This is a genomic window from Streptomyces sp. NBC_00377, from assembly GCF_036075115.1.
In the GTDB taxonomy this organism is placed as follows: Bacteria; Actinomycetota; Actinomycetes; order Streptomycetales; family Streptomycetaceae; genus Streptomyces.
Genome location: NZ_CP107958.1, coordinates 802999 through 826240, shown reverse-complemented (window position 1 = coordinate 826240; position 23242 = coordinate 802999). Strand labels below are relative to the sequence as shown.

At 72.7% G+C, this 23242-nt stretch carries 21 protein-coding genes and 1 pseudogene; 13 read left to right on the top strand and 9 right to left on the bottom strand.

Annotation, left to right across the window (positions count from 1 at the left end; genetic code table 11):
- Positions 1–29: 29 nt before the first annotated feature.
- Together mmsB and mmsA are read right to left on the bottom strand one after the other, a co-directional pair.
- Complete coding sequence (gene mmsB, locus OHS71_RS03820; protein ID WP_328476784.1) at positions 30–1328, bottom strand: multiple monosaccharide ABC transporter permease; 1299 nt, start codon at positions 1326–1328, stop codon at positions 30–32.
- Complete coding sequence (mmsA, locus tag OHS71_RS03815) at positions 1325–2875, bottom strand: multiple monosaccharide ABC transporter ATP-binding protein (protein WP_328476783.1); 1551 nt, start codon at positions 2873–2875, stop codon at positions 1325–1327. Before mmsA ends, mmsB begins: the two co-directional genes overlap by 4 nt.
- A gap of 214 nt (positions 2876–3089) precedes the next feature.
- On the opposite strand from mmsA, the gene OHS71_RS03810 reads away from it, so the two are divergent.
- From OHS71_RS03810 to OHS71_RS03795, 4 genes are all read left to right on the top strand, one after another.
- The gene (locus tag OHS71_RS03810) at positions 3090–4355 is read left to right on the top strand and encodes an ROK family transcriptional regulator (RefSeq protein ID WP_328476781.1); all 1266 of its coding nucleotides are present in this window, start codon (positions 3090–3092) and stop codon (positions 4353–4355) included.
- Positions 4356–4545: 190 nt separating this feature from the next.
- The gene (locus OHS71_RS03805; RefSeq protein WP_328476779.1) at positions 4546–5217 is read left to right on the top strand and encodes a hypothetical protein; all 672 of its coding nucleotides are present in this window, start codon (positions 4546–4548) and stop codon (positions 5215–5217) included.
- Between the two features lie 163 nt (positions 5218–5380).
- Positions 5381–6139: an IclR family transcriptional regulator gene (locus OHS71_RS03800; RefSeq protein ID WP_328476777.1), complete on the top strand. Its 759-nt coding sequence runs from the start codon at positions 5381–5383 to the stop codon at positions 6137–6139.
- A 118-nt stretch (positions 6140–6257) separates the two neighbouring features.
- Positions 6258–7415 carry a PP2C family protein-serine/threonine phosphatase gene (locus OHS71_RS03795; RefSeq protein ID WP_328476775.1) on the top strand — a complete coding sequence of 386 codons (1158 nt, stop codon included), beginning with the start codon at positions 6258–6260 and terminating at the stop codon, positions 7413–7415.
- A 70-nt stretch (positions 7416–7485) separates the two neighbouring features.
- Here the strand turns inward: OHS71_RS03795 and OHS71_RS03790 are convergent.
- Positions 7486–7749: pseudogene (locus OHS71_RS03790) on the bottom strand (family 43 glycosylhydrolase); the annotation flags it as partial.
- Positions 7750–7806: 57 nt separating this feature from the next.
- Between OHS71_RS03790 and OHS71_RS03785 the strand changes: the two are divergent.
- The 8 genes from OHS71_RS03785 (at position 7807) to OHS71_RS03750 (ending at position 15382) form a co-directional block, all read left to right on the top strand.
- Complete coding sequence (locus tag OHS71_RS03785; protein ID WP_328476773.1) at positions 7807–8043, top strand: hypothetical protein; 237 nt, start codon at positions 7807–7809, stop codon at positions 8041–8043.
- A gap of 146 nt (positions 8044–8189) precedes the next feature.
- Positions 8190–9293, top strand: a complete 1104-nt coding sequence (locus OHS71_RS03780; protein WP_328476771.1) for an NAD(P)/FAD-dependent oxidoreductase — start codon at positions 8190–8192, stop codon at positions 9291–9293.
- Positions 9294–9509: 216 nt separating this feature from the next.
- Positions 9510–10334: an SAM-dependent methyltransferase gene (locus OHS71_RS03775; RefSeq protein ID WP_328476769.1), complete on the top strand. Its 825-nt coding sequence runs from the start codon at positions 9510–9512 to the stop codon at positions 10332–10334.
- A gap of 118 nt (positions 10335–10452) precedes the next feature.
- A complete protein-coding gene (locus tag OHS71_RS03770) occupies positions 10453–11745 on the top strand; it encodes an MFS transporter (RefSeq protein WP_328476767.1) in 1293 nt (430 codons plus the stop codon).
- A gap of 190 nt (positions 11746–11935) precedes the next feature.
- On the top strand, positions 11936–12754 hold the full coding sequence (locus OHS71_RS03765) for a restriction endonuclease (protein ID WP_328476765.1): 819 nt from the start codon (positions 11936–11938) through the stop codon (positions 12752–12754).
- Positions 12755–12902: 148 nt separating this feature from the next.
- On the top strand, positions 12903–13568 hold the full coding sequence (locus tag OHS71_RS03760; RefSeq protein WP_328484379.1) for an alpha/beta hydrolase: 666 nt from the start codon (positions 12903–12905) through the stop codon (positions 13566–13568).
- A 285-nt stretch (positions 13569–13853) separates the two neighbouring features.
- The gene (locus OHS71_RS03755) at positions 13854–14030 is read left to right on the top strand and encodes a hypothetical protein (RefSeq protein WP_328484814.1); all 177 of its coding nucleotides are present in this window, start codon (positions 13854–13856) and stop codon (positions 14028–14030) included.
- 92 nt (positions 14031–14122) lie between these two features.
- Entirely contained in the window at positions 14123–15382 is a 1260-nt protein-coding gene (locus OHS71_RS03750; RefSeq protein ID WP_328476763.1) for an aminotransferase class V-fold PLP-dependent enzyme, read from the top strand.
- Positions 15383–15436: 54 nt separating this feature from the next.
- Here the strand turns inward: OHS71_RS03750 and OHS71_RS03745 are convergent, their stop codons facing one another.
- The 6 genes from OHS71_RS03745 to OHS71_RS03720 form a co-directional block, all read right to left on the bottom strand.
- Complete coding sequence (locus tag OHS71_RS03745) at positions 15437–16333, bottom strand: SDR family oxidoreductase (protein WP_328476761.1); 897 nt, start codon at positions 16331–16333, stop codon at positions 15437–15439.
- Between the two features lie 99 nt (positions 16334–16432).
- The gene (locus tag OHS71_RS03740; protein WP_328476759.1) at positions 16433–18064 is read right to left on the bottom strand and encodes a phytoene desaturase family protein; all 1632 of its coding nucleotides are present in this window, start codon (positions 18062–18064) and stop codon (positions 16433–16435) included.
- Entirely contained in the window at positions 18057–18569 is a 513-nt protein-coding gene (locus tag OHS71_RS03735) for an SRPBCC family protein (RefSeq protein ID WP_328476757.1), read from the bottom strand. Before OHS71_RS03735 ends, OHS71_RS03740 begins: the two co-directional genes overlap by 8 nt.
- A 97-nt stretch (positions 18570–18666) precedes the next feature.
- Positions 18667–19863 carry an amidohydrolase gene (locus tag OHS71_RS03730; RefSeq protein ID WP_328476755.1) on the bottom strand — a complete coding sequence of 399 codons (1197 nt, stop codon included), beginning with the start codon at positions 19861–19863 and terminating at the stop codon, positions 18667–18669.
- A 246-nt stretch (positions 19864–20109) separates the two neighbouring features.
- Entirely contained in the window at positions 20110–21204 is a 1095-nt protein-coding gene (locus OHS71_RS03725; protein ID WP_328476753.1) for a YihY/virulence factor BrkB family protein, read from the bottom strand.
- 426 nt (positions 21205–21630) lie between these two features.
- Entirely contained in the window at positions 21631–22392 is a 762-nt protein-coding gene (locus OHS71_RS03720) for a ZIP family metal transporter (protein WP_328476751.1), read from the bottom strand.
- A 170-nt stretch (positions 22393–22562) separates the two neighbouring features.
- Here OHS71_RS03720 and OHS71_RS03715 point away from each other — a divergent pair, with 170 nt between their 5' ends.
- Complete coding sequence (locus tag OHS71_RS03715; RefSeq protein ID WP_328476750.1) at positions 22563–23210, top strand: cell envelope biogenesis protein OmpA; 648 nt, start codon at positions 22563–22565, stop codon at positions 23208–23210.
- The last annotated feature ends 32 nt before the right edge of the window (positions 23211–23242 follow it).

Below are 23242 nucleotides of genomic sequence, written 5' to 3'. Positions count from 1 at the left end.
ACGCGACGGAGGCGTTACGGGTGCTGCGGTCAGCCCGCGACCCTGGCCTTGTCGGCGTCGGAGTCCGGGGCCGGCGGGGGAGTCGGGGCCGCCGGGTCGTCCCGCCGGAACCGGCCGGTCAGCGTCCCGATGATCGAGAAGCGTCCCCGGCTCTTGTTGTAGACGTCGAAGGCGACGGCGAGCAGGAGGACCAGCCCCTTGATCATCTGGACCATGTCGGAGCCGACGCCCTCCAGTTGGAGGCCGTTGTTGAGCAGTGCCATGACCAGACCGCCGACGATCGAGCCGCTGACGGTGCCCAGGCCTCCGGAGACCGCCGCGCCGCCGATGAACACGGCCGCGATGGCGTCCAGTTCCCAGCTCAGGCCGTCCTGCGGGCCGGAAGCCGCGGACCTCGCCACGAAGATCATGCCGGCGAGCGCGGCCAGCACCGACATGTTCGTCATGACCAGGAAGTTGACCCGCTTGAGCTTCACGCCGGACAGCTCTGCCGCGCGAGCGTTGCCGCCGACGGCGTAGATGTGCCGGCCGCCGATGGTGTTGCGGGTGTAGTGCGAGTAGGCCAGGACCAGGACGATCAGGATGATGCCGGAGATCGGCAGGCTGGTGCCGATCCGCCCGCCGGCGAAGCGGAGCGTCGCGAAGACGATGACGACGACCATGACGGCCAGACGGATGCCGGTGACCCACAGCGGCGCCACGTCGGCGTTCATCTCGCGACGGGTCCGGCGCGCCTGCCACTCGCGCCAGGCCACGCCCGCGCACGCGGCCGCGCCCAGCAGCAGCGTCAGGTTGTTGTACCCGGTGTCCGGCCCGACCTCGGGCAGGAAACCCGCGCCGATCTTGCGGAAGCCCTCGGGCACCGGGACCGTGTCGGCATTGCCGATGTACTGGTTGCCGCCGCGGAACAGCAGCATCCCGGCGAGGGTCACGATGAAGGCGGGCACGCCGATGTAGGCGACCCAGAAGCCCTGCCAGGCGCCGATCGCCGCGCCGACGAGCAGGCCGAGCAGGATGCCGACGGGCCACGGGAGGTCGTACTCCTGCATCGCCTTGGCGACGACGATGCCGGTGAACGCGGCGACGGAGCCGACCGACAGGTCGATGTGCCCGGCCACGATCACCATCAGCATTCCGATGGCCAGGATCAGGATGTAGGAGTACTGGCTGACGACGGCGATGAGGTTGCCGGACGTGAGCGTCAGGCCGCCGGTCCAGATCTGGAACAGCAGGACGATCGCCACCAGGGTGGAGATCATGCCGAACTGACGGGCGTTGGAGGTCGTGCCTCCGAAGAGGTTCTTCTGAAGGTCGGTCACACGGCTCATGGAGTGAGGCTTTTCTTGGTAGCGGTCATCTGCTTCATCAGGACTTCCGGATCGGCGTCGGCGCGCGCCACGTCACCGGTGATGGCGCCCTCGAACACCGTGTAGATGCGGTCGCACAGGCCGATCAGCTCGGGCAGCTCGGAGGAGATCAGGACGACCCCCTTGCCCTGGGCGACGAGCCGCTGGATGATCCCGTAGATCTCGAACTTGGCGCCCACGTCGATGCCGCGGGTCGGCTCGTCGAGGATCAGCAGGTCCGGGTCGGTGAACATCCACTTCGCCAGGACGACCTTCTGCTGGTTGCCGCCGGACAGCTTGACGACGCCCTCGTCGACGCTTGGCGTCTTGATCCGCAGGCTCTGGCGGTACTCCTCGGCGATCCGGTGCTCGCGCACCGGGTCGATGACGCGACGCCGGGCGATCTTCGACAGCTTGGCGGCGACCATCGACGTCTTGATGTCGTCCAGGAGGTTGAGGCCGATCGACTTGCGGTCCTCGCTGACATAGGCCAGTCCGTGCCGGATGGCGTCCGACACCGTGTTCAGCCGGATCTCCTCGCCGTCCTTGAAGACCCGCCCGGACAGCCACGTGCCGTAGGAGCGGCCGAAGAGGCTCATCGCGAGTTCGGTGCGGCCCGCGCCCATGAGTCCCGCGAAGCCGACGATCTCCCCGCGGCGCACATGGAACGTCGAGCCCTTGCACACCATGCGTTCGTCGGAACCGGGGTGACGCACCGTCCAGTCGCGGACCTCGAAGAAGACGTCGCCGATGTCGGGCGTGCGGTCGGGGAAGCGGCTGTCGAGCGCCCGGCCGACCATGCCCCGCACGATGCGGTCCTCGTTGACGCCGTCGGCCCGCACGTCGAGGCTCTCGATGGTGCGGCCGTCGCGCAGGATCGTGATGGTGTCGGCGACCGCCTCGATCTCGTTCAGCTTGTGCGAGATGATGATCGAGGTGACGCCCCGCTCGCGGAAGCCGCGCAGCAGGTCGAGCAGGTGCCGCGAGTCGTCCTCGTTCAGAGCGGCGGTCGGCTCGTCGAGGATCAGCAGCTTCACGTCCTTCGCGAACGCCTTGGCGATCTCGACGAGTTGCTGCTTGCCGACGCCGATGTCCCGGATGAGGGTGTCGGGGTCCTCACGGAGCCCGACCTGCTCCATCAGCTGCACGGCCCGGCGCTGGGCCGCCTTCCAGTCGATGCCCCCGCGGCGGCGCGGTTCGTTGCCGAGGAACAGGTTCTCGGTGATCGACATGCCGGGCACCAGGGCCAGTTCCTGGTGGATGATCGCGATGCCGGCCCGCTCGCTGGCCCGGATGTCGTGGAACCGGACCTGCTCACCCCGGTAGACGATGTCACCGGTGTAGCTGCCGTGCGGGTGCACCCCGCTGAGCACCTTCATGAGGGTGGATTTACCGGCGCCGTTCTCGCCGCAGATCGCGTGGATCTCGCCCTCCCGCACGAGGAGGCTGACGTCGGCGAGCGCGGTGACGCCGGGAAAGGTCTTGGTGATCGACCGCATCTCGAGCAGGGTCGGGGCAGTGGGCGTCATGAGCGGTGCTCCCCACCGCCGGTGACGCGCCGAGGCGTACCCGAGCCTTCGGGCGTGCGGCATTTCAAGGACATCAACTTGCCTCCGATGGCACTGCCCTGTGCCTTCGTGTCCGGTATTTCGACTGCGGGTCCGGACACTAAATCCATTTGTTTTACTAAGTCAATGGGCTGTGGGGGATAGGTTGGCGTGGGGAAACGAGAGGGGACCGCGCGTGCGCCAGGCAGGAACGAACCTTCCCAGGGTCGGGCGGTACAACCGGGCCGTCGTGCTGGACCAGATCCAGCTCGCCGACGGCGTCAGCCGGGTCGAGATCGCCCAGCACACAGGCCTCACCCCGCAGACGGTCTCGGGCATCGTGCGCCGCCTGCTCGACGAGGGCATCGTGCGCGAGGACGGCGCGAGCAGGGTGTCCAGCGGGGGGAAACCCCGCACCACCCTGCGGATCAACGCCGACGCGGGCAGCGCGGTCGGCCTGCACTTCGATCCCGTCGAACTGAGCTGCACCGTGGTCGACCTGCTCGGCCGGCCCCTGGTGGTCAGGAAACGCCCCACGGACCCCGCGACCGACCCCGCCCAGGTCGTGAAGGACATGGCGGAACTGGTCGCCGACGTGCTGGCCGGGACGGGCGTCGACCGCGGCAAGGTCCTCGGCCTCGGCCTCGCCACTCCCGGGCCGATCGACCTCGAGGCGGGCGCGATCGTCGGCGCGCCCCAGCTCGCCCGGTGGACACGGGTGCCGGTGCAGCGCATGCTCGGCGAGGCGACCGGCCTCCCGGTGACCCTCGACAACGACGCCACCGCCGCCGCGGTCGGTGAGCGCTGGTCCGGTGCCGGCCGGGGCGTCGCGGACTTCGCCTACTTCTTCTTCGGCACCGGCGTCGGCGGCGGTCTCATCCTCAACCACCAGGTGTACAGGGGCGGTTCACTGAACGCGGGGGAGTTCGGGCACTCCTCCGTGCTGCCCGAGGGACCAGAGTGCTACTGCGGCAACCGGGGCTGTCTGGAACGGCTCGTCAACCCCACGGCGATCGTCACCGAGGTGCACCGCAGGCTCGCCGCCGGCCCGCACCCGGGCAGTGCGCTGGCCCGGCTGTTCGCCGCGAATCCCGAGGCGGTCGACCACGCCGCCATCGGCGTGGCGGCGGCGGCCGGCGACCCGGTCGCGGCGGCGGTCATCGACGAGACCGCGGAGCACGTCGCCTCGGTCGCCGTCGACATCGTGAACTTCATCGACGTGGACCTGATCGTCCTCGGCGGACACGGCATCCAGCACGTCGAGTCGCGGTACGTCGAGGTCGTCGCCGCCGCCCTGGCGAACCGGCCGCTGTCCCGGCACGTCCGGGTCGTCGAGGTCGCGGCGTCGTGGCTCGGCACGGACGCGGCGGTGGTGGGCAGCGCGGCACTCGTCCTGCACGCCACGTACTCTCCGCAACTGTCCGCCCTGCTGGGTACGACGTCGGGACCCGCCGGTATGTGACGGCCGCGCGAGGCCGCCCGTTTCCGGGTACGGCGGGCAGCCGGAGCCCTCCGCCGCGGCAGCGGTCCCGGTCGCGCGGAGGAGAGCCGTTCGTACGGCGGCGGACCGTGGGCACACGCGCGCGACGCGGGAATCTCCGTTGCCGAGCGGGGCGGCCACCCGCGATCCTCGACGCCATGAGGAATCCCGTATGCAGCTGAGGCTGCGGCAGTTCAGACCCCGGACCGGGCCGCACGAGCACCGTGTCGTACAGCCGCGGCACCCCCTTCTGCACACCTCGCTGAGTGCCCCCGAGCCCATCGGCCTGCTGCTCGGCGACCACGACGGGCTGAACCGGCTCGCGGGCCTGTTCTCCTTCGCCGCCTACTCGCGGCACACGATCGTCCACGTGCCGCTGCGTGACGGCCTCCCGTGCGAGGACGCCATCGGCGAGCCGGTGGACCTCGTCCTGGCCCACCACAGCCTCGGCCTGCGCGCGAGCAAGTGGCCCGGGCTGCGGCGCAGGTTGGTGCACGGCACGCCGCTGACCGTCGGCACCGACGAGTCACGCACCGCCCGGGACGCGGCCTCCTGGAGTGGGCGCTCGCGGCGGACCGACTTCCGCGACGGGCTGCGGCACGCCACCCACGCACGGACGTTCTTCCTGTTCGGCAGCCGGGACGTGTTCGCCGAGACGGCCGCGGAGCTCGCCGAGGCGGCGGGCCGGGGCCCGACGCACAAGGACGTCGAGAAGGGCTACCCGGTGCTGATGACGGCGCTCCCCGCACTGGCGCAGCCGCCCGGCGGCGGTCACCCCCTGGAGGTGATGATCAGCTTCAAGGCGTATCCGCCCTATGGCCACGTCAAGCGGCCGGGGTGCTGAGCCGCTCGCCGCGGCCCGCGACCGACGCGCCGGCCGGCCGGCCCACCGGATCCTGCGCCGACTGCGCACTCCCGCCGGCGGCGTAACCGCCGAACCCGCACCCGGGCAGCCTCCCCGGCCCGCGCGCCTTGCCGGGACCAGGTCCGTGGCGCACGCTGGGTCCATGGGTGCGCGGGACGGCCCCACGCTCATCACCTCCGTGCAGCGCGCGTTCCGACTGCTGGAGGCGGCGAGCGCGCACGAGAACGGCGCGCCGGCGAAACAGCTGGCGCGTGAGACGGGGCTGCCCCTGGCCACCGCCTACCACCTTCTGCGCACCCTCGTCAACGACGGCTACCTGCGGAAACTTGCCGACGGCGGGTTCGTCCTCGGGGACCGGATCCAGACGCTGCACACCGCCGGGCGTGGACAGGCGCTTCTCAGCCGGGTCCGCCCCGCCCTCGCCGCGCTGCGCGACGAATTCGCCACCGCCGCCTACCTCACCTTCTACGAGGACGGGGAGATCCGGGTCGCCGAGATCGTCGACGGCCCCCGGGCGCCCCGGGTGGACCTGTGGGTCGGTTTCGAGGACGCCGGGCACGCCACCGCCCTCGGCAAGTCGGTGCTGCGGGAGCTGGACGACGAAGCCCGCAAGGAGTACCTCTCCCGCCACCACCTCGCCGATCTCACACCCCGGACCATCACCAGCGCCCCCGAACTGCTCCGGCAACTGGACTCCTCGCCCGTGGCGCCCGCCGTCACCGATCTCGAGGAGTACACCCTCGGGACGGTCTGCGTCGCCGTACCGGTCTACAGCGGCGACACCCTCGGCTCGCTCGGCGTCTCGCTGCCGGCCGACCGGCTGCACCGGATCGATCAGGTACGGGAGCGGCTGCTCCCCACCGCGAGCCGCGTGACCAGGGGCCTTTCCCTCACCAGGTGATCGTTCACTATCTGAAAACCTGATCCTTGTATGCGATGCACGCAGTCCCGTTTCCTATGAGAAACGGACATTTCCGAAGTGCCCCGGCGCACCCACAGGTGAGGACTGCGGACGAAGCATGAGTCATACGCGCAACCATGGTGGCGACCACTGCCCCACCCAGTTGTCCGGAGCGCTCAGACACCGGGTGGCGGGTCCGTTGCTGCCCGTCCTGATCCTTGTCGCCATCATGCTCGTCGGCCTCTTCGGCGAGGCGGGGATGATCTGGCTGCCCCTGCTGGCGGCGGGGCCCGCGCTGGCCGCCACCACGAACGGCCCGCGCGGTGTCTTGTGCGTCGGGCTCCTCGCCGCGGCGGTCGGCGCCACGCTCGGCGCCCGGGTCGGTGCTCCCGGCCGTGAGGTGGCGGCCGTGCTGGCCGCACTGGTGGCCGTCACACTGGCGAGTGCCTTGGCCAGTGCGCTGCGCAGTCGCCGTGAGCGGGTCCTCGCGGCCGTCCGGTCGGTCGCGGAGGCCGCCCAGCACGCGCTGCTCAGGCCGGTGCCCGCAACCGTCGGCCCCTTCGAGGTGGCCGTCCGGTACAGCGCCGCGGCCGCGGAGGCCCGTATCGGAGGAGATCTCTACGCGCTGGTGCCCACCCCGTACGGTGTACGGCTGATCGTCGGCGATGTGCGGGGCAAGGGGCTGCCGGCCGTGGGGACCGCCGCACTCGTCCTCGGTGTCTTCCGGGAGGCCGCCTACGACGAACCCGATCTCCTCGCCGTCGTCGACAGGATCGAACGCAGTCTCGCCCGCAACCTCGGCAGCGACGACTTCGTCACCGCCGTGGTCGCCGGATACCCGCGGTCCGGGCAGCTGGAAGTGGTGAACTGCGGACACGCGCCACCGCTCCTCGTGGGCGCCTCCACCGGGATCACGGCGGTCGAGCCCGCCCACCCCACCCCGCCCCTCGGCCTGCGCGCCCTCACCGACCAGACGCCGAGCCTTCAGGTGCTGTCCTTCGACGACGGCGACCAACTGCTGCTGTACACGGACGGCGTGATCGAGGCCCGGGACCACGACCGGGAGTTCTACCCGCTCGCCGAGGGTCTGGCGCGCCATCTCCGCGACGATCCGGCGCACACGGTCGGCGCGATCCACGAGGAACTGCTGGCGCACGTCGGCGGCCGGCTGCACGACGACGCGGCGCTCCTGCTGATCCGCAAGCCCGTACCCGCCACCCCCTCGCTTTCCCGGTCGGCGCCTCGTGAGGAGCTGTTGGGGGACACCGCGGTGTGAGCGCCCGTCCCCGTGCTCATGGCCGTCCGCGGGGCCGGCGCGTCGACGGCCCCGCGGACGGCCGCTCCGGTTACTCGCCCGACGGCGCGGTGAGGGTGACGCCGAGTGGCACCGGGGTGCCGAAGTCCGGCGTGCCGTCGGCGTTCCAGGTGAACTTCTGGGCCCTGGTCGTCCGGTTCATGTCGCAGCCGCCTCCGGCGGAGTTGTCGGCGTGGTGGACTATCCAGTCCTCGGTCCCGTCGGGCGACTTGAAGAAGCCGTTGTGACCGGGGCCGTAGACGCCGTTCGCGTCGGACCGCTGGAAGACCGTGTTCGGGGACTTGACCCACGAGGAGCGAACCACACCGAGTACCAGGACTTCGTCTACTTCCGCTCCGCCGCCGGTGACACGGTGTACGTCAACCTCTACCTCGCCTCGACCCTTCGCCGGCCGGAGCGGGGGCTCGTCATCGAGCAGACGAGCGCCTACCCGGCGGAGGGCGTCCGCACCCTGACGTTCCGTGAGGGCAGCGGCGCGCTGGACCGGAGGCTGCGGGTACCGTGCTGGGCCATGACCGCAGGCCTGTTCACGACGGCCGAACGGGACCGTGTGGTCGCGGCCGCCACCGCCACGGATCTGCCTCGCTGAACCCCGCGGAGCTTCACCGAACGTTCACACAGCTCCACACGGCTCCACGGGAGCTTAAAAGTTCAAGCGCTACGCTCGTCGGCAGTTCGAGCGGCGAGGAAGCCCCCACGGCGCGCCGCTCGCCCCCCCATGCACAGGAGACGCGCGTGCGCGACGACATAGTGGTGATCGGCGGCGGCTACGCGGGCGTCCGACTGGCGAAACGGCTGGACACGACGGCACGCATCACGCTGGTGGACCGCAAGGAGGTCTTCTTCCACCGCATCGCCGCCCTGCGCGCCGGCGTCCGTCCGGAGTGGTCGGTCACCCCCTTCATCCCGTACGACCGGCTGCTGCGCGACGGCCGTGTGGTCGTGGGGAAGGCGGTCCGTATCGACACCGCCGCACGAGAGGTCGTCCTGGCGAGCGGCGAACGGCTCCCCTACGACGTCCTCGTGATCGCCACCGGCGCCGACTACCCCGAACCGGCCCGCTTCACCGGCACCACGCCCGACGAGACGCTCAAGTCCCTCGCCGGTCACCAGCGCAAGGTCGCCACCGCCGAACACGTCCTGGTCGTCGGCGGCGGCCCCTCCGGCGTCGAGCTCAGCGCGGAGATACGCCTCGCCCGGCCGGACGCACGGGTCACACTCGCCCACGCGGGGACGGCGCTGCTGAGCTCCGCCGGCAGCGAGCGGGCCGGACGCAGGGCACTGGCCTGGCTGGAGTCCCACGACGTGGAGGTGCGCCTCGACTCGTTCATGTCTCCCGGCAACGACTTCGGGACCTACCGGGACGCCCACGGCAACGTCATCGACGCGGACCTCTCCTTCTGGGCGACGGGCACCACACCCAACACCCTCTGGCTGCGACTCGGCGGACACGGTGACTGGCTGAACGCGGCCGGGCACATCAAGGTCGACCGGCGGCTCAGGGTGGAGGGACACCCGGAGGTCTTCGCGGTCGGCGACGTGAACGACGCCAGCGAGCTCAAGATCACCCCCGCCGCGCTCGCGCAGGCCGATCTCGCCGCCCACAACATCCGGGTCCATCTGCGCAGTCCCGGCCGGCACCGCGGCGAGACCCGCCTCTACCGGCCGATCCGACGCACCCCGATCGTCGTGCCCCTCGGCGCCGCCGACGGACTGACGGTGCTGCCCGTGCCGGGCGGCGAGAGCGCCGTGCTGGGCAGCCGCACCTCCGTGCTGGCCAAGGCGAAGACCCTCATGACCCCGTACATGAGGCGCCAACTCGGTTACACCGCGACCTGAACCACTGAGCGCCCGGCACCGTCACGGCCCGCGGAGTGTGCCCATGCGGGTACCACCGGAGGAAATCGTTTTCTGGAGCAACGTGCCGTGTGGGGACGCGGATTGGCCGAAACAACGCGGCGAGAGACCGTAAGCGCTCTCAACAGCCCTGCGTGGAAAGCCAGTTCGCCTACGTTGGTTCCTGATCACCGACGTATCCGTGCAGGAGGCCATACCGTGTCGGACCCGACCGCCCAGACCGCCGTGACCGCCCGGGCGCCCGCCCGGATCGACACGTCCACGCCGCACTCGGCCCGGTTCTGGAACTACTTCGTCGGCGGCAAGGACAACTACGAGGTCGACCGGCAGATAGGCGACCAGATCAAGGAGATCTTCCCCGGCCTGGTGGACGTGGCGGTCACCAGCCGGCACTTCCTGGGGCGGGCGGTGCGTCACCTGGCCGACGAGCGGGGCATCCGCCAGTTCCTGGACGTGGGCACGGGTCTGCCCACCGCGGACAACACCCACCAGGTGGCGCAGCGAGTGGCCCCGGACGCCAGGATCGTGTATGTCGACAACGACCCCGTCGTCCTCGCCCACGCGAACGCCCTGCTGACGAGCACGCCGGAGGGCCGGACCGCCTATCTCGACGCGGACCTGTACGAGCCGGAAGCCGTGCTGCGGGCCGCCGCGGGAACGCTCGACCTCTCGCGGCCGGTCGCCCTGATGATCCTGAACACGCTCGGCCATGTCGCCGACCACGAACAGGCGAGTGACCTGGTCCGCAGGCTCATGGCGGGGCTTGCCTCGGGCAGCCATCTCGTGATCAGCGACAGTACGGCTACCAGTGAGGGCATGATCGCCGCGTCCCGGGCGTACAACGCGAGCGGCGCCGTGCCGTACCACGTGCGCTCCGTCGAGGAGATCGGCGGCTTCTTCGACGGGCTGGAACTGGTCGAACCCGGAATCGTCCAGGTGACGAAGTGGCGTGCGGACCCCGAGGATCCGGCCAATTTCGACCTTGCCGTGGACGCCTACTGCGGAGTGGGGCGCAAGCCGTGACCCGCCCGGGCCGCCGGGCCCGGGCACAAGGGCCGGCGGCCGCCGAACGGGAGGTGTCCGGCCGGTTCGGTCCGCCCGTCTCCCGGCGGACGGCCCGGACCGCATAGAGTGCCCGGCCGTGACTGTCTCGTCGACCTGGTCGCCGCTCCGGCGTGACCGGCCGTTCCTTCTGCTCGGCTCCGCACGGATGATCTCCGTGCTGGGCAACGGCTTCGCGCGGGTGGCGCTGGCGTTCGCGGTACTGGCCCTCCCCGGAGCCGGTCCGGGCCGACTGTCGCTGGTGGTGGCCTGCCAGGCGGTGCCGCAGCTCGTGCTCGTCCTGGTCGGCGGGGTGATCGCGGACCGGATGTCCAGGTCCCGGCTGATGGTGGTCGCCGATGTGCTGGGGGCGGGCGCGTACGCCGGGCTGGCCGCGATGGTGCTGACGGGTCATGCGCCCCTGGTGGGGATGTGCGTGCTGGCCGTCGCGGCCGGCACGGCGACGGCCCTCTTCGCTCCGGCGATGGACGGCGTCCTCCCGCTGGTTGTGCCCGCCGAACGGCTGCAACGGGCCAACGGCCTGCTGCGGGTCGGCACCAACAGCTCGATGCTGTTGGGCCTGGCGATGTCGGGCGTGACCGTGGCGCTGGTCGGAGCGGGCTGGGCGCTGGCACTGAACGCCGCTTCCTTCGTGGTGAGCGCAGTGCTGACGGCCGGGCTGCGGACCGCGGCGCGGCCGCCGAGGAAGTCGTCCGGCTGGGCCGACCTGCGCGAAGGCTGGCACGAGTTCTCCTCCCGGCAGTGGCTGTGGGTGGTGGTCCTCCAGTACGCGATCGTGATCGCCGCCGTCAACGCCAACGTCGGGGTCCTCGGCCCGCTGACCGCCGAACAGCACCTCGGCGGGGCACCGGCGTGGTCGCTCATCGTGGCCGCACAGGCCCTGGGGACCATCGCCGGCGCGGGTCTCGCCGCCCGCGTGCGGGTGGAACGGCCGATTCTGGTCGCCGTGCTGGCCACCTTCCCCGCGGCTCTGCCGATCTCCCTGCTTGCCGTCCGGGCCCCGGTGTGGCTGATCGCCGTGGCCATGTTCGGCGCCGGCGTCTCCAGTGACGTCTTCGGGGTCCTCTGGGCCACCACCGTCCAGCGCCGGATTCCCGAGGAAGTCCTCTCGCGCGTCAGCTCCTACGACTGGTTCGGCTCGCTCGCCCTCGCGCCGCTGGGGCTGCTCGCCGCCGGACCCCTGGCGGCCGCCGTCGGGACCGGTCACGCACTGGCCGGCTGCGCGGCGCTCGTGATCCTGGCCACCGCCATGGCCCTCCTCTCCCCTCAGGTGCGCACCCTCCGCGACCCTGCCGAGGCACGATCCGTACCAGCGGCGCCGACCGCCTCCGCCCCGGTGAAGAACCCGGCGGACGAGGAGACGCCGGGCTGAACACCCGTCGACCGGACGGCGGTTGGTCTCGGCTTCAGCGGCGGCGCGCCCGGCAGGGAGCGTGTCGCCATGGCCTCGGGCCCGAACTCCTCCTGCTCCTCGCACCGGCGCGGCTCCTCCTGGTAGAACCTCCGGGACCTGGGCACACGCTCGATGATCTTCGTTGCCGGACCCGGGAGGAAGCACCGCCATGACCGTACCCCCAACCGCTCCACAGGCCGTGCGCCCTCCGCGTCGCTTCGAACTCCGGTCCACGGCCGTGTACTTCGTGCTCCTCGCCATCCTCCTGACCCTGCTGGTCATGGTCGCCCGTACCGTCGCGGCCGCGGCCGAGCACCGCCCCGCCTGGGCCGTCGCGCTCGTTCTCGTCGGTGCGGCCGGTCTCGTCGCCGGCCACCGGTGGCGCAGGTTCTCGGCGGCAGGGGTCGCCCGCCGCGCCGCGAGGTCCCTCGAGGTGGCCACGGAGACGGTGGTGGAGGCTCTCGAGACCACGCCACCGGCTCCACCGTCCGGCGGACGGCACGACATGGCCCCGACGGTCCAGCTCACCGAGCCCCTCGGCCAAGTCCTCGATCCGCCCCTCGACGCGGTGCCCGCCGAGACCGAGGCGATCGTCTACGAGGAACTGGATCCCGACGAGTTCGAGCAGGCGATAGCCGACCTGTGCCGGCGTGACGGCTGCACGGAGGTGGAGGTCGTCGGAGGGGCCGGCGATCTCGGCGCCGATGTCGTGGCGAGGACGCCGGACGGGCGCCTGCTGGTCGTCCAGTGCAAGCGGTACAGCGACAGCAACCGCGTCGGGTCCCAGGACATGCAGCGCTTCGGCGGCACGTGTTACACCGTGCACGGGGCCGAGGTCGCGGTCGTCGTCACGACCGGCGACTTCACAGCGCCCGCCGTCGAGTACGCGCAGCAATGCGGCATCGTGTGCGTGGACGGCCAGGACCTCTGGCAGTGGCAGGTCGGAGCGGGACCGAGGCCGTGGGAGCAGGAGTTCGTCGCGGCCTGAACGGTGGTCGTCGGCGGATTCGTGGCGAGGCGAGAGAGGCGGCGGGGCGGTGCGCGAAGAGGGCCGGGATCACCGGGCGGGAGACGACCGGGCGGGGGAAGGGGAAGCGGGCGGTCGCGGGGGAGTTCGCGCCGCGGGTGCTTCCGCGCTGGTGGTACGGCGCCGGCCGGCCGGCCCGCCGGGCGCCGCGGTCGTCGTCCTGCACGGTGGCCGCGAACACGGCCGGGAGGCGTCACGGGGCTGGCATCCCGCCGCGCTGCGCATGCGTCCCGTCCTGCGGGCGGCCATGGCCGCGACGGACCGTCAGGACGTGCTGTTCGGCGAGGTGCGATACCGGTACCGGGGCTGGAACGCGACCGCCGACCCCGTCCTCGACACCGAGCGGGCCCTCGACGAACTGCGCCGGACGGTGGGCGAGGTGCCGGTGATCCTGGTGGGCCACTCGATGGGCGCCCGGGCGGCGCTCCGGGCTGCGGCCGACCCCGCGGTGAGCGGTGTGCTCGCCCTGGCGCCGTGGTGCCCGCCCGGCGAACCCGTCGACCACCTCGGCGGGACGAGGATCGTCGTGCTGCACGGTGACCGCGACCGGGTGACGGATGCCGGGGAGTCCGCGGACTACGTCCGACGGGCCCGGCAGGTCGCGGCGCAGGCGGGCCTCGTCCTCGTCCGCCGGGGAGACCACGCCATGCTCCGGCGCGGCTCCGACTGGCACCGCGCCACCGCCTCGATCGTCGCCCGGCTGCTGTGCCCCGGACCGGTCCTGGAAGGACTCGCCGGTGAGGCGTGCGCCGCGGACGGCCCGCTGCCGTGGTGACGCCGGACAGCGCGGATCGCGGTGGCGAAGGGGCGCGCGGGCGGTGGACGCGGCACGCCGACGAAGCAGGGCCGCGGCCCCCCGCCGCCCCTTCCGCGCCCCCGCGGTCACCCGCGCCCGGCCCATCGGGGACAATACGATGACGTCACCACGGGCGGTTGCGCTGTCGAACCGTCAGGAGACGTCACGAAAACGCCGGTTCGCCCCGTCGGATCGCCGGTTGTGTCCGAAGCAAGTCCTGCCGCGTCGGCCTGCCCGACCGTCCACGAAAGCAGAGCCACCTCGGTGATCCCCGTCTTCGAAGACACCCCGATCTACCACCGCCTCATCACCGAACGGGGCGACATCCCCGCTCAGGTGCGAGGCGAGGCCGAACGCATCAAGCGGGACCTCGACCGCGTCATGAGCGCCCCCTCCTCCTTCACCCCCGGCCTGCCCGCGCCGCGAGGGTTCTTCTCCTGAACCGATCCGTCCGGAATACGGACACGCCTTCGGTAGCGTGGGCCCGCCCGGCGTCGCCGGGGCACCCGGCCGGGGACGATCCGAGGAGATCCGTGAACGAGGGCGAAGCCGCCACCGCGCCCCGACCGCTGACGCTGCCCGACGGGCGCCCGGCCAAGGAGGCCTGGACGCTGGATCCCCGGCTGCGGCACCTCAACCACGGTTCGTTCGGCGCGGTCCCGAGGATCGCGCAGGAGCGGCAGAGCGCACTGCGGGCGGAGATGGAACGCGCACCGGTCGCCTGGTTCCCGGCGCTGCCCGGCCGGATCGCCGCGGCCCGCGCAGCCGTCGCCGACCGGCTGCGGACCGACGGGAAGGACCTGGCGTTCGTCCCGAACGCCAGTGCCGGGGCCGCCGTCGTCCACGCCGCGCTGGCCGCCCGGCCCGGCGGGGACATCGTGGTGACCGACCACGGCTACGGCGCCGTCACCATGGGCGCGCGACGGCTGGCCGACCGCTGGGGGACCGGCGTCCGCACGGCCCGGGTACCGCTGGCGGCCGACGCCGAACAGGCGTACCGGGCGGTGATGGCGGAGGTGGACGACGGCGTCGCCCTCATCGTCCTGGACCAGATCACCTCCGCGACCGCCCGGCTGATGCCGGTCGAACGCGTCGGCGCCGAAGCCGCACGGCGAGGGATCACTCTGCTCGTCGACGGCGCGCACGCCCCCGGTCTGCTCGCCGCGCCCCTGGACGGCCTCGTCTGCGACGCCTGGGTCGGCAACCTCCACAAGTGGGGCTGCGCCCCGCGGGGCACGGCGGCGCTCGTGGCCCGCGGCCCCTTGCGGGCGGACCTTCACCCCCTGATCGACTCGTGGGCCGCCGGAGAACCCTTCCCGGACCGCTTCGACCAGCAGGGCACGCTCGACGCCACCGGCTGGCTGGCCGCTCCCGCCGCATGGGACTTCATCGACGACACCTGGGGCTGGGACACGGCCCGCCGGTACATGGACGAGCTGGCGGACCACGGCGCCCAGGTCGTCGCGGCGGCCTTCGCACGGTCGGGAACCCCGGCCGATCCCGTGGACGTCGGGATGCCCGTCCCCGGGATGCGGCTGGTCAGGCTGCCCGAGGGCCTGGGAACGACCAGGCTCGCGGCGGACGCGCTGCGCGACCGCGCGTCCGCCGAACTGGGCGTGGAGGCCGCGTTCACCAGCTTCGACGGACTCGGCTACCTCCGGCTGTCGGCGCACGTCCACAACACCCCCGACGACTACGCGTACTTCGCCGAGGCGTGCGTGCCGGTCGTCGAGAAGTGGGCCCGCGGGGCACGGGACGCGTCGTCCTCGGGGTGCGAGCCCGTCCACGCGTGAGGCAGACGGGGGGCCACCGCCGCCGACCGGCGCGCCCGCGGGGGAGCCGTGCGCTCACCCGCCGTCCGGCAGGTCGCGCCGCCGCGCCTCCACGTCGTCGGCCAGGCCGCCGGCGCCGAGCAGCCCGGTGGGAGTCAGCTGTCCCGCGGCCTCCAGCCGGGGCAGGGCGCGGCGGGACCGGCGCATGATCACGGCCGGCAGCGCGGCACGGGTCGCCTGGACCAGGCGCAGCGAGGCGGGGACGTAGACGGCGGTGCGCCGGCGCTCCACGGCCGTGGCGAGCCGCGTCGCGACGAGCTCGGGCGGCAGCACGCTCCTGACCGGCGGCGGCATCCGGGCGCGCAGTGCGCGCAGCACGGCATGCCGGTCGGCGTCCCGGATCATGTCGGTGTCGGTCCAGTTCAGGTAGGCGATGCCGACGGCCACGCCCTGGTGGGCGACCTCGGCCCGCAGTGCGTGCGCGAAGGCCTCCACGCCGGCCTTCGAGGCGCAGTAGGCGCTCATCAGGGGAGCGGCCGCGATCGAGGCCAGTGAGGCGATCTGAAGGTGGTATCCCGAGGTCCGCACCAGGTCCGGGAGGAACGCGCTCGCCGTCAGGGCGCTGCCGGTGACGTTGACGTCGATCACCCGCCGCCAGGACGCCATGTCCGTCAGCGCGAACGGTCCGCCCTGCGCTATGCCGGCGTTCGCGACGACGACCGAGGGCGGCCCGAGCCGCGAGCGGACGAGTACGGCCGCCCGCTCCAGCGCGTCGCCGTCGGTGACGTCGGCCCCGACGGCCAGCGCCGGAGTGGGCAGCGAGGCGGCCAGCGACTCCAGGGCGCCCAGCTCGTGGCCGATCAGGGCCAGGCGCGCCCCGCGCCGTGCGAGCTCCCGGGCCAGCGCCGCTCCCACCCCGCGGGCGGCTCCCGTGACCACGACGGTGCGGTCCTCCAGTGGACTGTCCTGCACGGCCTGCTCCGTTCCTCGATGGTCCTCGACGAGGCCTCGACGGTCCTGGCGCCGGCGCAGGCGGCTCCTCGGGGCGCCGCGCCGGGGAAGCGGCGCGGGTCAGCCCGTGGACGGCTTCCTGGCCCCCGTGCGATCCCGGCGGGCGAGCACCCGCTGCACGTACGTGCCGCCGGTCGGCCGGTGCCGGCGCAGTGCCGCGCGTGCGGCGTTGGCGCCCGGCGCGCCGTGGACGCCACCGCCGGGATGAGCGCCGGCCGAGGCCAGGAACAGTCCGCGCACGGGGGTCTCCGGACGCCCGCTGCCGGGCAGGGGCCGGAAGAACAGCTGCTGGTGGAGCGCGGCCGTACCACCGTTGATGGCGCCGCCGTGCAGGTTGGCGTCGAGGGACTGAAGGGTCGGCGGCGCGAGGATGCGGCGGGCCCTGACCAGGGACCGGAAGCCGGGAGCGAACCGCTCGACCTGTCGCTCGACCCGGTCGGCCATCCGCTCCTGCTCGCTCGCGTCCCAGACGCCGGTGATCCCCTCGCCCCCGGCGTCGCCCCCGACCCGTTGCGGCACATGGGTGTACGCCCAGGCCGACTCGGTGCCCACGGGGGAGCGCCCGGGGTCGGAGGTGGTCATCTGGCCGAAGAGGCTGAAGGGGCGGTCCGGGACCTGGTGCATGGCGATCTGGGACGCGAACCGGGTGAGCTCGTCCATGCCGTCCGCCAGATGCACGGTCCCGGCGCGCTTCGCCGCCTCGGCCTGCCAGGGCACCTTCCCGTCCAGGGCCCAGTCGACCTTGAAGGTCGCGAAGTCCCACTGGAAACGCTCCAGGTCGGCCAGCACCTGGGACGGCAGATGCTCCGGCTCCAGGAGCGCGCCGTACAGGGCGGGCACGGACACGTCGGCCAGTACGGCGCGATGCCCGGCGACCAGTTCCCCGTCCTGCGTGCGTACCCCCAGGGCGCGCCCGTCACGGACCTCGATCCGGCTGACCCGCTGCCCGCAGCGCAGGGTGCCGCCGTGGGCGCGCAGCCGCCGGACCAGCGCCTCGACGAGGGCGCCGGAGCCGCCGGCCGGCACCGGAAAGCCGTAGGACTGGCCCAGCATCGACATCAGCCAGCCGAAACCGCCACTGCCCGCGGCCTCGGGGGCGAGATCGGCGTGCAGGGCGTTGCCGGCCAGGAGCAGCCGGCCGCCCTCGCCCCGGAACTCCTCCTCGCCCATCCGCCGCACCGGCAGCACCAGCGTTCTGGCCATCCGCAGGCCGCCGGCGGCGCGCAGCCTGGCCGCCAGCCGGGCCGTGGCCCGCACGGGCGGGAACGGGGTGAACAGCGCGCCGAGGATGCCCGGGCGGAGCTGCTCCCAGATCTCGTGCAGCCGGCGCCAGGCGTCTCCGTCCCCGGAATGGAAGGCGTCGAGGGAGCCGGCGGTCACGTCGATCCTGCGGTCGAGGAGCGCACACCTGCCGTCCGTGAGGGGATGCGCCAGGACGCTGGGAGCGTGGCTCCAGCGCAGACCGTGTTCGTGCAGCCGCAGGGCGGACAGGACGGGGGAGGAGACCGCCAGCGGGTAGAAGGAGCTGAACAGGTCGTTGACGAAGTCGGGATCCACGGACCGGTCGTGCCGCACCGCGCCGCCGGGCTCGGGCTGCTCCTCGAGCACCTCGACGCTCCAGCCGGCGTCCGCCAGCAGGTTCGCCGCCACCAGCCCGTTGGGACCGGCGCCGATCACCACGGCGTCAGGCACCGGCGCCTCCCTCGGCCTGGACCCGGGCCGCCGCCGGTGTTTCCCGCCGGCCGTCGTCGGACCGCCCGGCGCGGGCCTGCGACTCGCAGACCTTGGCCAGTCGGCCGAGCAGGGCCCGGTGACGGATCTGGGTCACCACCTCGACACCGGCGTTGTGCAGCAGCCCGCCGACGCCCTGCAACGGATGCTCGTCCAGGATCACCAGACAGTGCCGGCCCCACGGCCGCAGCTCGAAAGCGATGCGTGCCGTGCCCAGCACGCCCGCCCGTGCCTCCAGCTCCAGGGCCTCGGGCTCCTGGCACCGCCGTACGACCGTCTCGTTGGTCAGACGGACGGGTCCCAGCCGGATCTCGTAGGCGATCGTCGCGCCGACCTGAGGCCAGTCGCCCTCCATCTGCTGGGACGACGACGGGCCCACCACCCACTCCGCGTAGCGGTCGCCGTCGGCCAGGACGGACCACACCGTGCGCGGACTCGCTTTGATCAACCGATGTCGCACCGCCACCGTGTACCTCCCGCAGTCGCCGACACGTGTTCGCCAAGTGCCCCTCCTGCTCGTGGTCAACCACGTCGGTCCCCGGCCCCGTTCCGGCGCGCCGCGGTCAGCGGGCGGGGGCGCCGGCGGTGGCGGCGCGGTGTGCCGTCCACGCCTCGCCGCGCAGGGCGGAGTCGTGCAGCACGTCCAGCGCCGTGCGGGCGAGGGCCTCCGTGACGGCCGGCAGGACGCGGCGGGCCCGTTCGGACGCGGCGGCGGAGGCGAACTCGGGCGTGTGGTCGGACCCGTCCTCGTCCATGATGGCCACGAAGGGATGGACGGCCGGTACCCGCGTGCTCACGTTGCCGATGTCCGAGGAGCCCAGGTACACACCCGGTGTCGGCGGCGTGAGGGTGATCCCCGTACGGCCCAGGTGGGCGGCGAAGCGCCCGGACAGCGGGGCACTGTCGACGAAGTGCTCGTAGCGCACACCGGCCCGCTCGACGGAGACGGTGGTGCCGGTCGCCTCTGCCACCCCCGCGGCGCAGGAGCGCAGCCGTGCGGCCAGCTCGTCCAGGGCGCCCGTGGTGGCCGCGCGCAGACCGAACAGTCCCTCGGCGTACGGCGGCACGATGTTGGTGGCCGTGCCCCCGTGCGTGACGATGCCCTGGACGTGGGAGGCCTCCGGCAGACGCGGTCCCAGCGCCGCCAGCACGTTGAACAGCTGCACGAGCGCGGCGAGTGCGTCGACGCCCTCCGTGGGGTTGCCCGTCGGGTGGGCCGCCCGGCCGTGGAAGCCGATCCGGTACTGCTCCTGGGCCGTGAGCGGCGCCCGCGCCCAGTCGTACACGCCCGGATGGAACATGAGCGCGGCGTCGACGTCGTCGAAGACCCCGGCCTCCACCTCCAGGACCTTGCCGCCGCCTCCCTCCTCGGCCGGGGAGCCCACCGCGAGGACGGCCCCCGCGCCCGGCTCCAGCACGGCCCGCGCGGCCAGCGCCGCTCCGAGCCCGGCGGCGGCGATCAGATTGTGCCCACAGGCATGCCCGAGGCCCGGCAGGGCGTCGTACTCCAGCAGGAGCGCCACAGCGGGGCGGCCCTCGCCGTAGCGGGCGGTGAACGCCGTGGGCATGCCCGCGACGCCCCGCCGGACGTCGAAGCCGGCCCCGCGCAGCTCGTCCGTGAGGAGCGTGGCCGCCCGCTCCTCGGCGAAGGCGTACTCCGGATCGGCGTGCAGCGCGGACGCGACCTGCCAGAGTCCGTCGGCCCGGTCGGTGACCGCCTCGTGGATGCGACGGCAGGTGTCGTCGGGCGTCTCGTGCACGGGGCCTCCCTGGAGTTCGCGCGGCTCGCAGGGAAACGGGTTCCACGGGACGGCTTACCGACACGGCCGAAGGGCGTCCGGCGACTACCCGGACGAGGTCCGGCACCGGGCCGGCGTGACTCCGCGGCAGCGACCCGGCGGCCCGCCGCGTCCCCGACGGACCCCGTGGGGTGACCCGGTGACGCCCACGGCCCACGGGCGCCCGCGCGGAGTCCTGACGTGCGGGCGCCCGATCCGTGATCCGTGTCAGGTCCCGAGGCGACGGCGGTCCTCCTCGTCCCACTTGCGGGTGTCGCGCGGCCGGACGTACGGCTCGTCGTCGGCCGCGTGACCTCCGGCGACGGCGCGCTGGCGCACCATTTCCGCGTCGAACTCCAGGCCGAGGAGGATCGCCAGGTTGGTGATCCACAGCCACACCAGGAACACGATCACTCCGGCGAGCGTCCCGTACGTCTTGTTGTACGAGGCGAAGTTCGCCACGTAGAACGCGAAGCCGGCGGAGGCGGCCATCCAGATCAGCAGCGCGAGGAAGCTGCCCGGTGTCACCCAGCGGAAGCCGCGGACCCTGGCATTGGGGGTGGCCCAGTACAGCAGCGCGATCATGATCGTCACCAGGATCACCAGCACCGGCCACTTTGCGATCGACCATGCCGTCAGCCCCGCGTCGCCGACTCCCAGCGCCGTGCCCGCCTGCCGGGCGAGTCCGCCGGTGAACACCACGATCAGCGCGCTGATCACGGCCATCACCATCAGCACCACGGTCACACCGACCCGCACCGGCAGCACTTTCCACACCGGACGGCCCTCGGGGAGGTCGTAGACCGCGTTCGCGCTGCGGATGAACGCGGCGACATAACCGGACGCGGACCACACCGCGAGCACCAGGCCCACGATCGCCATGAGGGAACCCAGTCCGCCGTTGCCCTGCATCTGCGTCACCGCGTTGCGCAGGACGTCCTGGGCGGCGCCGGGGGCGAGCTTCTGGATGTTGTCGAGTACCTGCTGCGTCGCCGATCTGCCGAGGATGCCCAGCAGCGACACGAGTGCGAGCAGGGCGGGGAAGAGGGCCAGGATCCCGTAGTAGGTCAGGGCCGCGGCCCGGTCGGTGAGCTCGTCCTTCTTGAACTCCTTGAGCGTCCCCTTCAACACCGCTTTCCAGGAGGCTTTGGGCAGGTCGGTGGGGCTGTCCGGGGCCCGCCGTTCCACTTCGTCATCGGGCCCCGCGGTGCCCGGGGCCCGCGCGTCCTCCCTTTCGATTGCGCTGGTGCTCTCACGCGCGCGCTCGCGTTCGTCCGCGACGCGCTCGGCGTGCCGTCCGTGCCGTTTCAATGTCCGTACCATGCCTCACGGGTATCCGGCTTTACGTTCTATATACGTTCATTAAGGGCATATCGGACATGAACTCGGCCGGTCCCGGCCTCTGGTGCGGACTCTGTGACGCCGGCGCGGTGACCGGACAGCGATCCGAGGCCGTCGTCGACGCCGCCTCCCTCTGCGAAGGATTCGGCTTCACGGGTGTCGAATCGTGGGACGAACGGGATCAACTGGTGTGCGGGGAGCACCGCCCGAGTGGTCTGCGTCACTCGTCGCCCGCCTGGGCATGAGCCAGGGGTATCCGGGTAGCCGGTGGCTGCCGACCGGGGAAGGGCGGTGACGCCTGGGGAGGTCTAGCAGGCCCTTCCCCGGTCCGTCGCCGTCGAGCCAGGCGGCCCGCGCGTGCCGCTCCCGCCGGGGCTCGGACGTACACGGCGGTGTCACGGTCGCCCCTCACACGTGGGACAGGGCGAACGAGACCAGGAAGCCGCTGACGGTGACCAGCCCGATCGCGAGATGGGCCTCTTCGAACGCCTCGGGGATCATCGTGTCGGCGATCATGGCCAGGATCGCGCCCGCGGCCACGGCCGTCACCGCGGCGATCACCGCCGTGGAGAAGCCGCCGACCACCGTGTAGCCGAGCACCGCCGAGGCGGTGCTCGCGGCCGCGATGGCGCCCCACACGCCGAAGACGTACGCCTTGCCGCGTCCCGCCTTCCTCATCCCGGCGGAACTGGACAGCCCTTCAGGGATGTTGCTGATGAACACCGCCGCCACGGTGACCGCGCTGACCGCGCCTCCGTCGAGCAGGCCGATCCCGATGACCGCGGACTCCGGGATGCCGTCGAGCAGCGCGCCGAGCGCCAGGGCCAGACCCGATCCGCTCTGCTGCTCCTCGGAGGGCTGGGCCTGGGCCGGGTGGTGGCCGGACCGCTTGCGATGGCGGGCGCCGCGGCGCGCCAGCCACAGGTTGCCCGCCGTGTAGGCGAGCGCCCCGGCCAGCGTCCCGATGACCGCCGGGCCGAGCCCGCCTTCGTCGTAGGCCTCGCCGACCAGCTCGAACGACACCGCCGAGAGCAGTACGCCGGCGCCGAAGGCCATCACCAGGGCGATGACCTTCTGCGGCACGCGCACTCCGTAGCCGAAGGCCGCTCCCAGCAGCAGCGCGGAGCCGGCCACCAGTCCCCAGCCGCCTGCTTGGATCACCTCTGTCATGGTGCACCGTCTACCCCGTGCCGAGCCGTGATCACCGACGCGTGGCCCCCCTGTGCGGGGCGTCTCGTGGGGCCCGCTGTCAGTGGCGTGATGAAGGATGCCCCCACATGAGATCAACTTCGGCTCAGCCGGGTAGTCGGTCTCATGTCCCCGCCGAGGAAAGGTCACCGATGATGCCGCCCACCGCCGTCCAGCCGCAGGTCCTCGACGTACGTTCCGACGCTCCCCGTCGGCAGCGCGGGTACGAGGTGTTGCTCGGCGCGGCGGGCTCGGTCGTCGGCGCGGCCGGCGTGCCGCGGCCCCGCGGCCCGCTGCCGGACAGCCGCCAGGAGGCGGTGCGACCCGCGCGGCGCCCGGGCCTCCCCGGCGGCGCGGCCCAGGATGCGCGGCCGGCCCCCTCGTCCCGCCCCGCCCCCTCGTCCCGCCCCGCCCCCTCGCCGCGCCCCGCGGCCTCGTCCCGGGCGGCCGCCTCGTCCCGGCCGGGCGGATCCCCGGGCCGTGCGGGGGCCGACGTGCTGCGCATCGTCTCGGACCCGCGCACCCCCGTGTTCGTCACCGAGCACGCCGGCGGGCGCCGGGTGTACGGCTACTGGCGGCCGCTGGACGCCGAAAGCGGCCGGGGCGGCTGCTATGTCGCCCTGCCCGCCGCCGAGTGCGACGAGCTGTACGCGGCCGGACGGATCACGGTCGGCGAGCCCGTCACGGATCCGACGAAGACCACCTACCGGGTCCGCCCGGCCCGCGCCCAGGCCGCGGGCGCCCGCTCCACGACCGGTCCCGTGCGGACGGCGCCGGAGGCGAGGCGCCGGGCGGCGTGACAGGAGGTCCACCGCGAGCGGACGTCCGGCGG

What these genes read in the sequence shown, in the direction of transcription:
- OHS71_RS03765 (WP_328476765.1), top strand. Translation starts at nt 11,936, where the DNA reads ATGACCGTACCCCCAACCGCTCCACAGGCCGTGCGCCCTCCGCGTCGC.
- OHS71_RS03805 (WP_328476779.1), top strand. Translation starts at nt 4,546, where the DNA reads ATGCAGCTGAGGCTGCGGCAGTTCAGACCCCGGACCGGGCCGCACGAG.
- mmsB (WP_328476784.1), bottom strand. Translation starts at nt 1,328, where the DNA reads ATGAGCCGTGTGACCGACCTTCAGAAGAACCTCTTCGGAGGCACGACC.
- OHS71_RS03720 (WP_328476751.1), bottom strand. Translation starts at nt 22,392, where the DNA reads ATGACAGAGGTGATCCAAGCAGGCGGCTGGGGACTGGTGGCCGGCTCC.
- OHS71_RS03725 (WP_328476753.1), bottom strand. Translation starts at nt 21,204, where the DNA reads ATGGTACGGACATTGAAACGGCACGGACGGCACGCCGAGCGCGTCGCG.
- mmsA (WP_328476783.1), bottom strand. Translation starts at nt 2,875, where the DNA reads ATGACGCCCACTGCCCCGACCCTGCTCGAGATGCGGTCGATCACCAAG.
- OHS71_RS03795 (WP_328476775.1), top strand. Translation starts at nt 6,258, where the DNA reads ATGAGTCATACGCGCAACCATGGTGGCGACCACTGCCCCACCCAGTTG.
- OHS71_RS03800 (WP_328476777.1), top strand. Translation starts at nt 5,381, where the DNA reads ATGGGTGCGCGGGACGGCCCCACGCTCATCACCTCCGTGCAGCGCGCG.
- OHS71_RS03715 (WP_328476750.1), top strand. Translation starts at nt 22,563, where the DNA reads ATGATGCCGCCCACCGCCGTCCAGCCGCAGGTCCTCGACGTACGTTCC.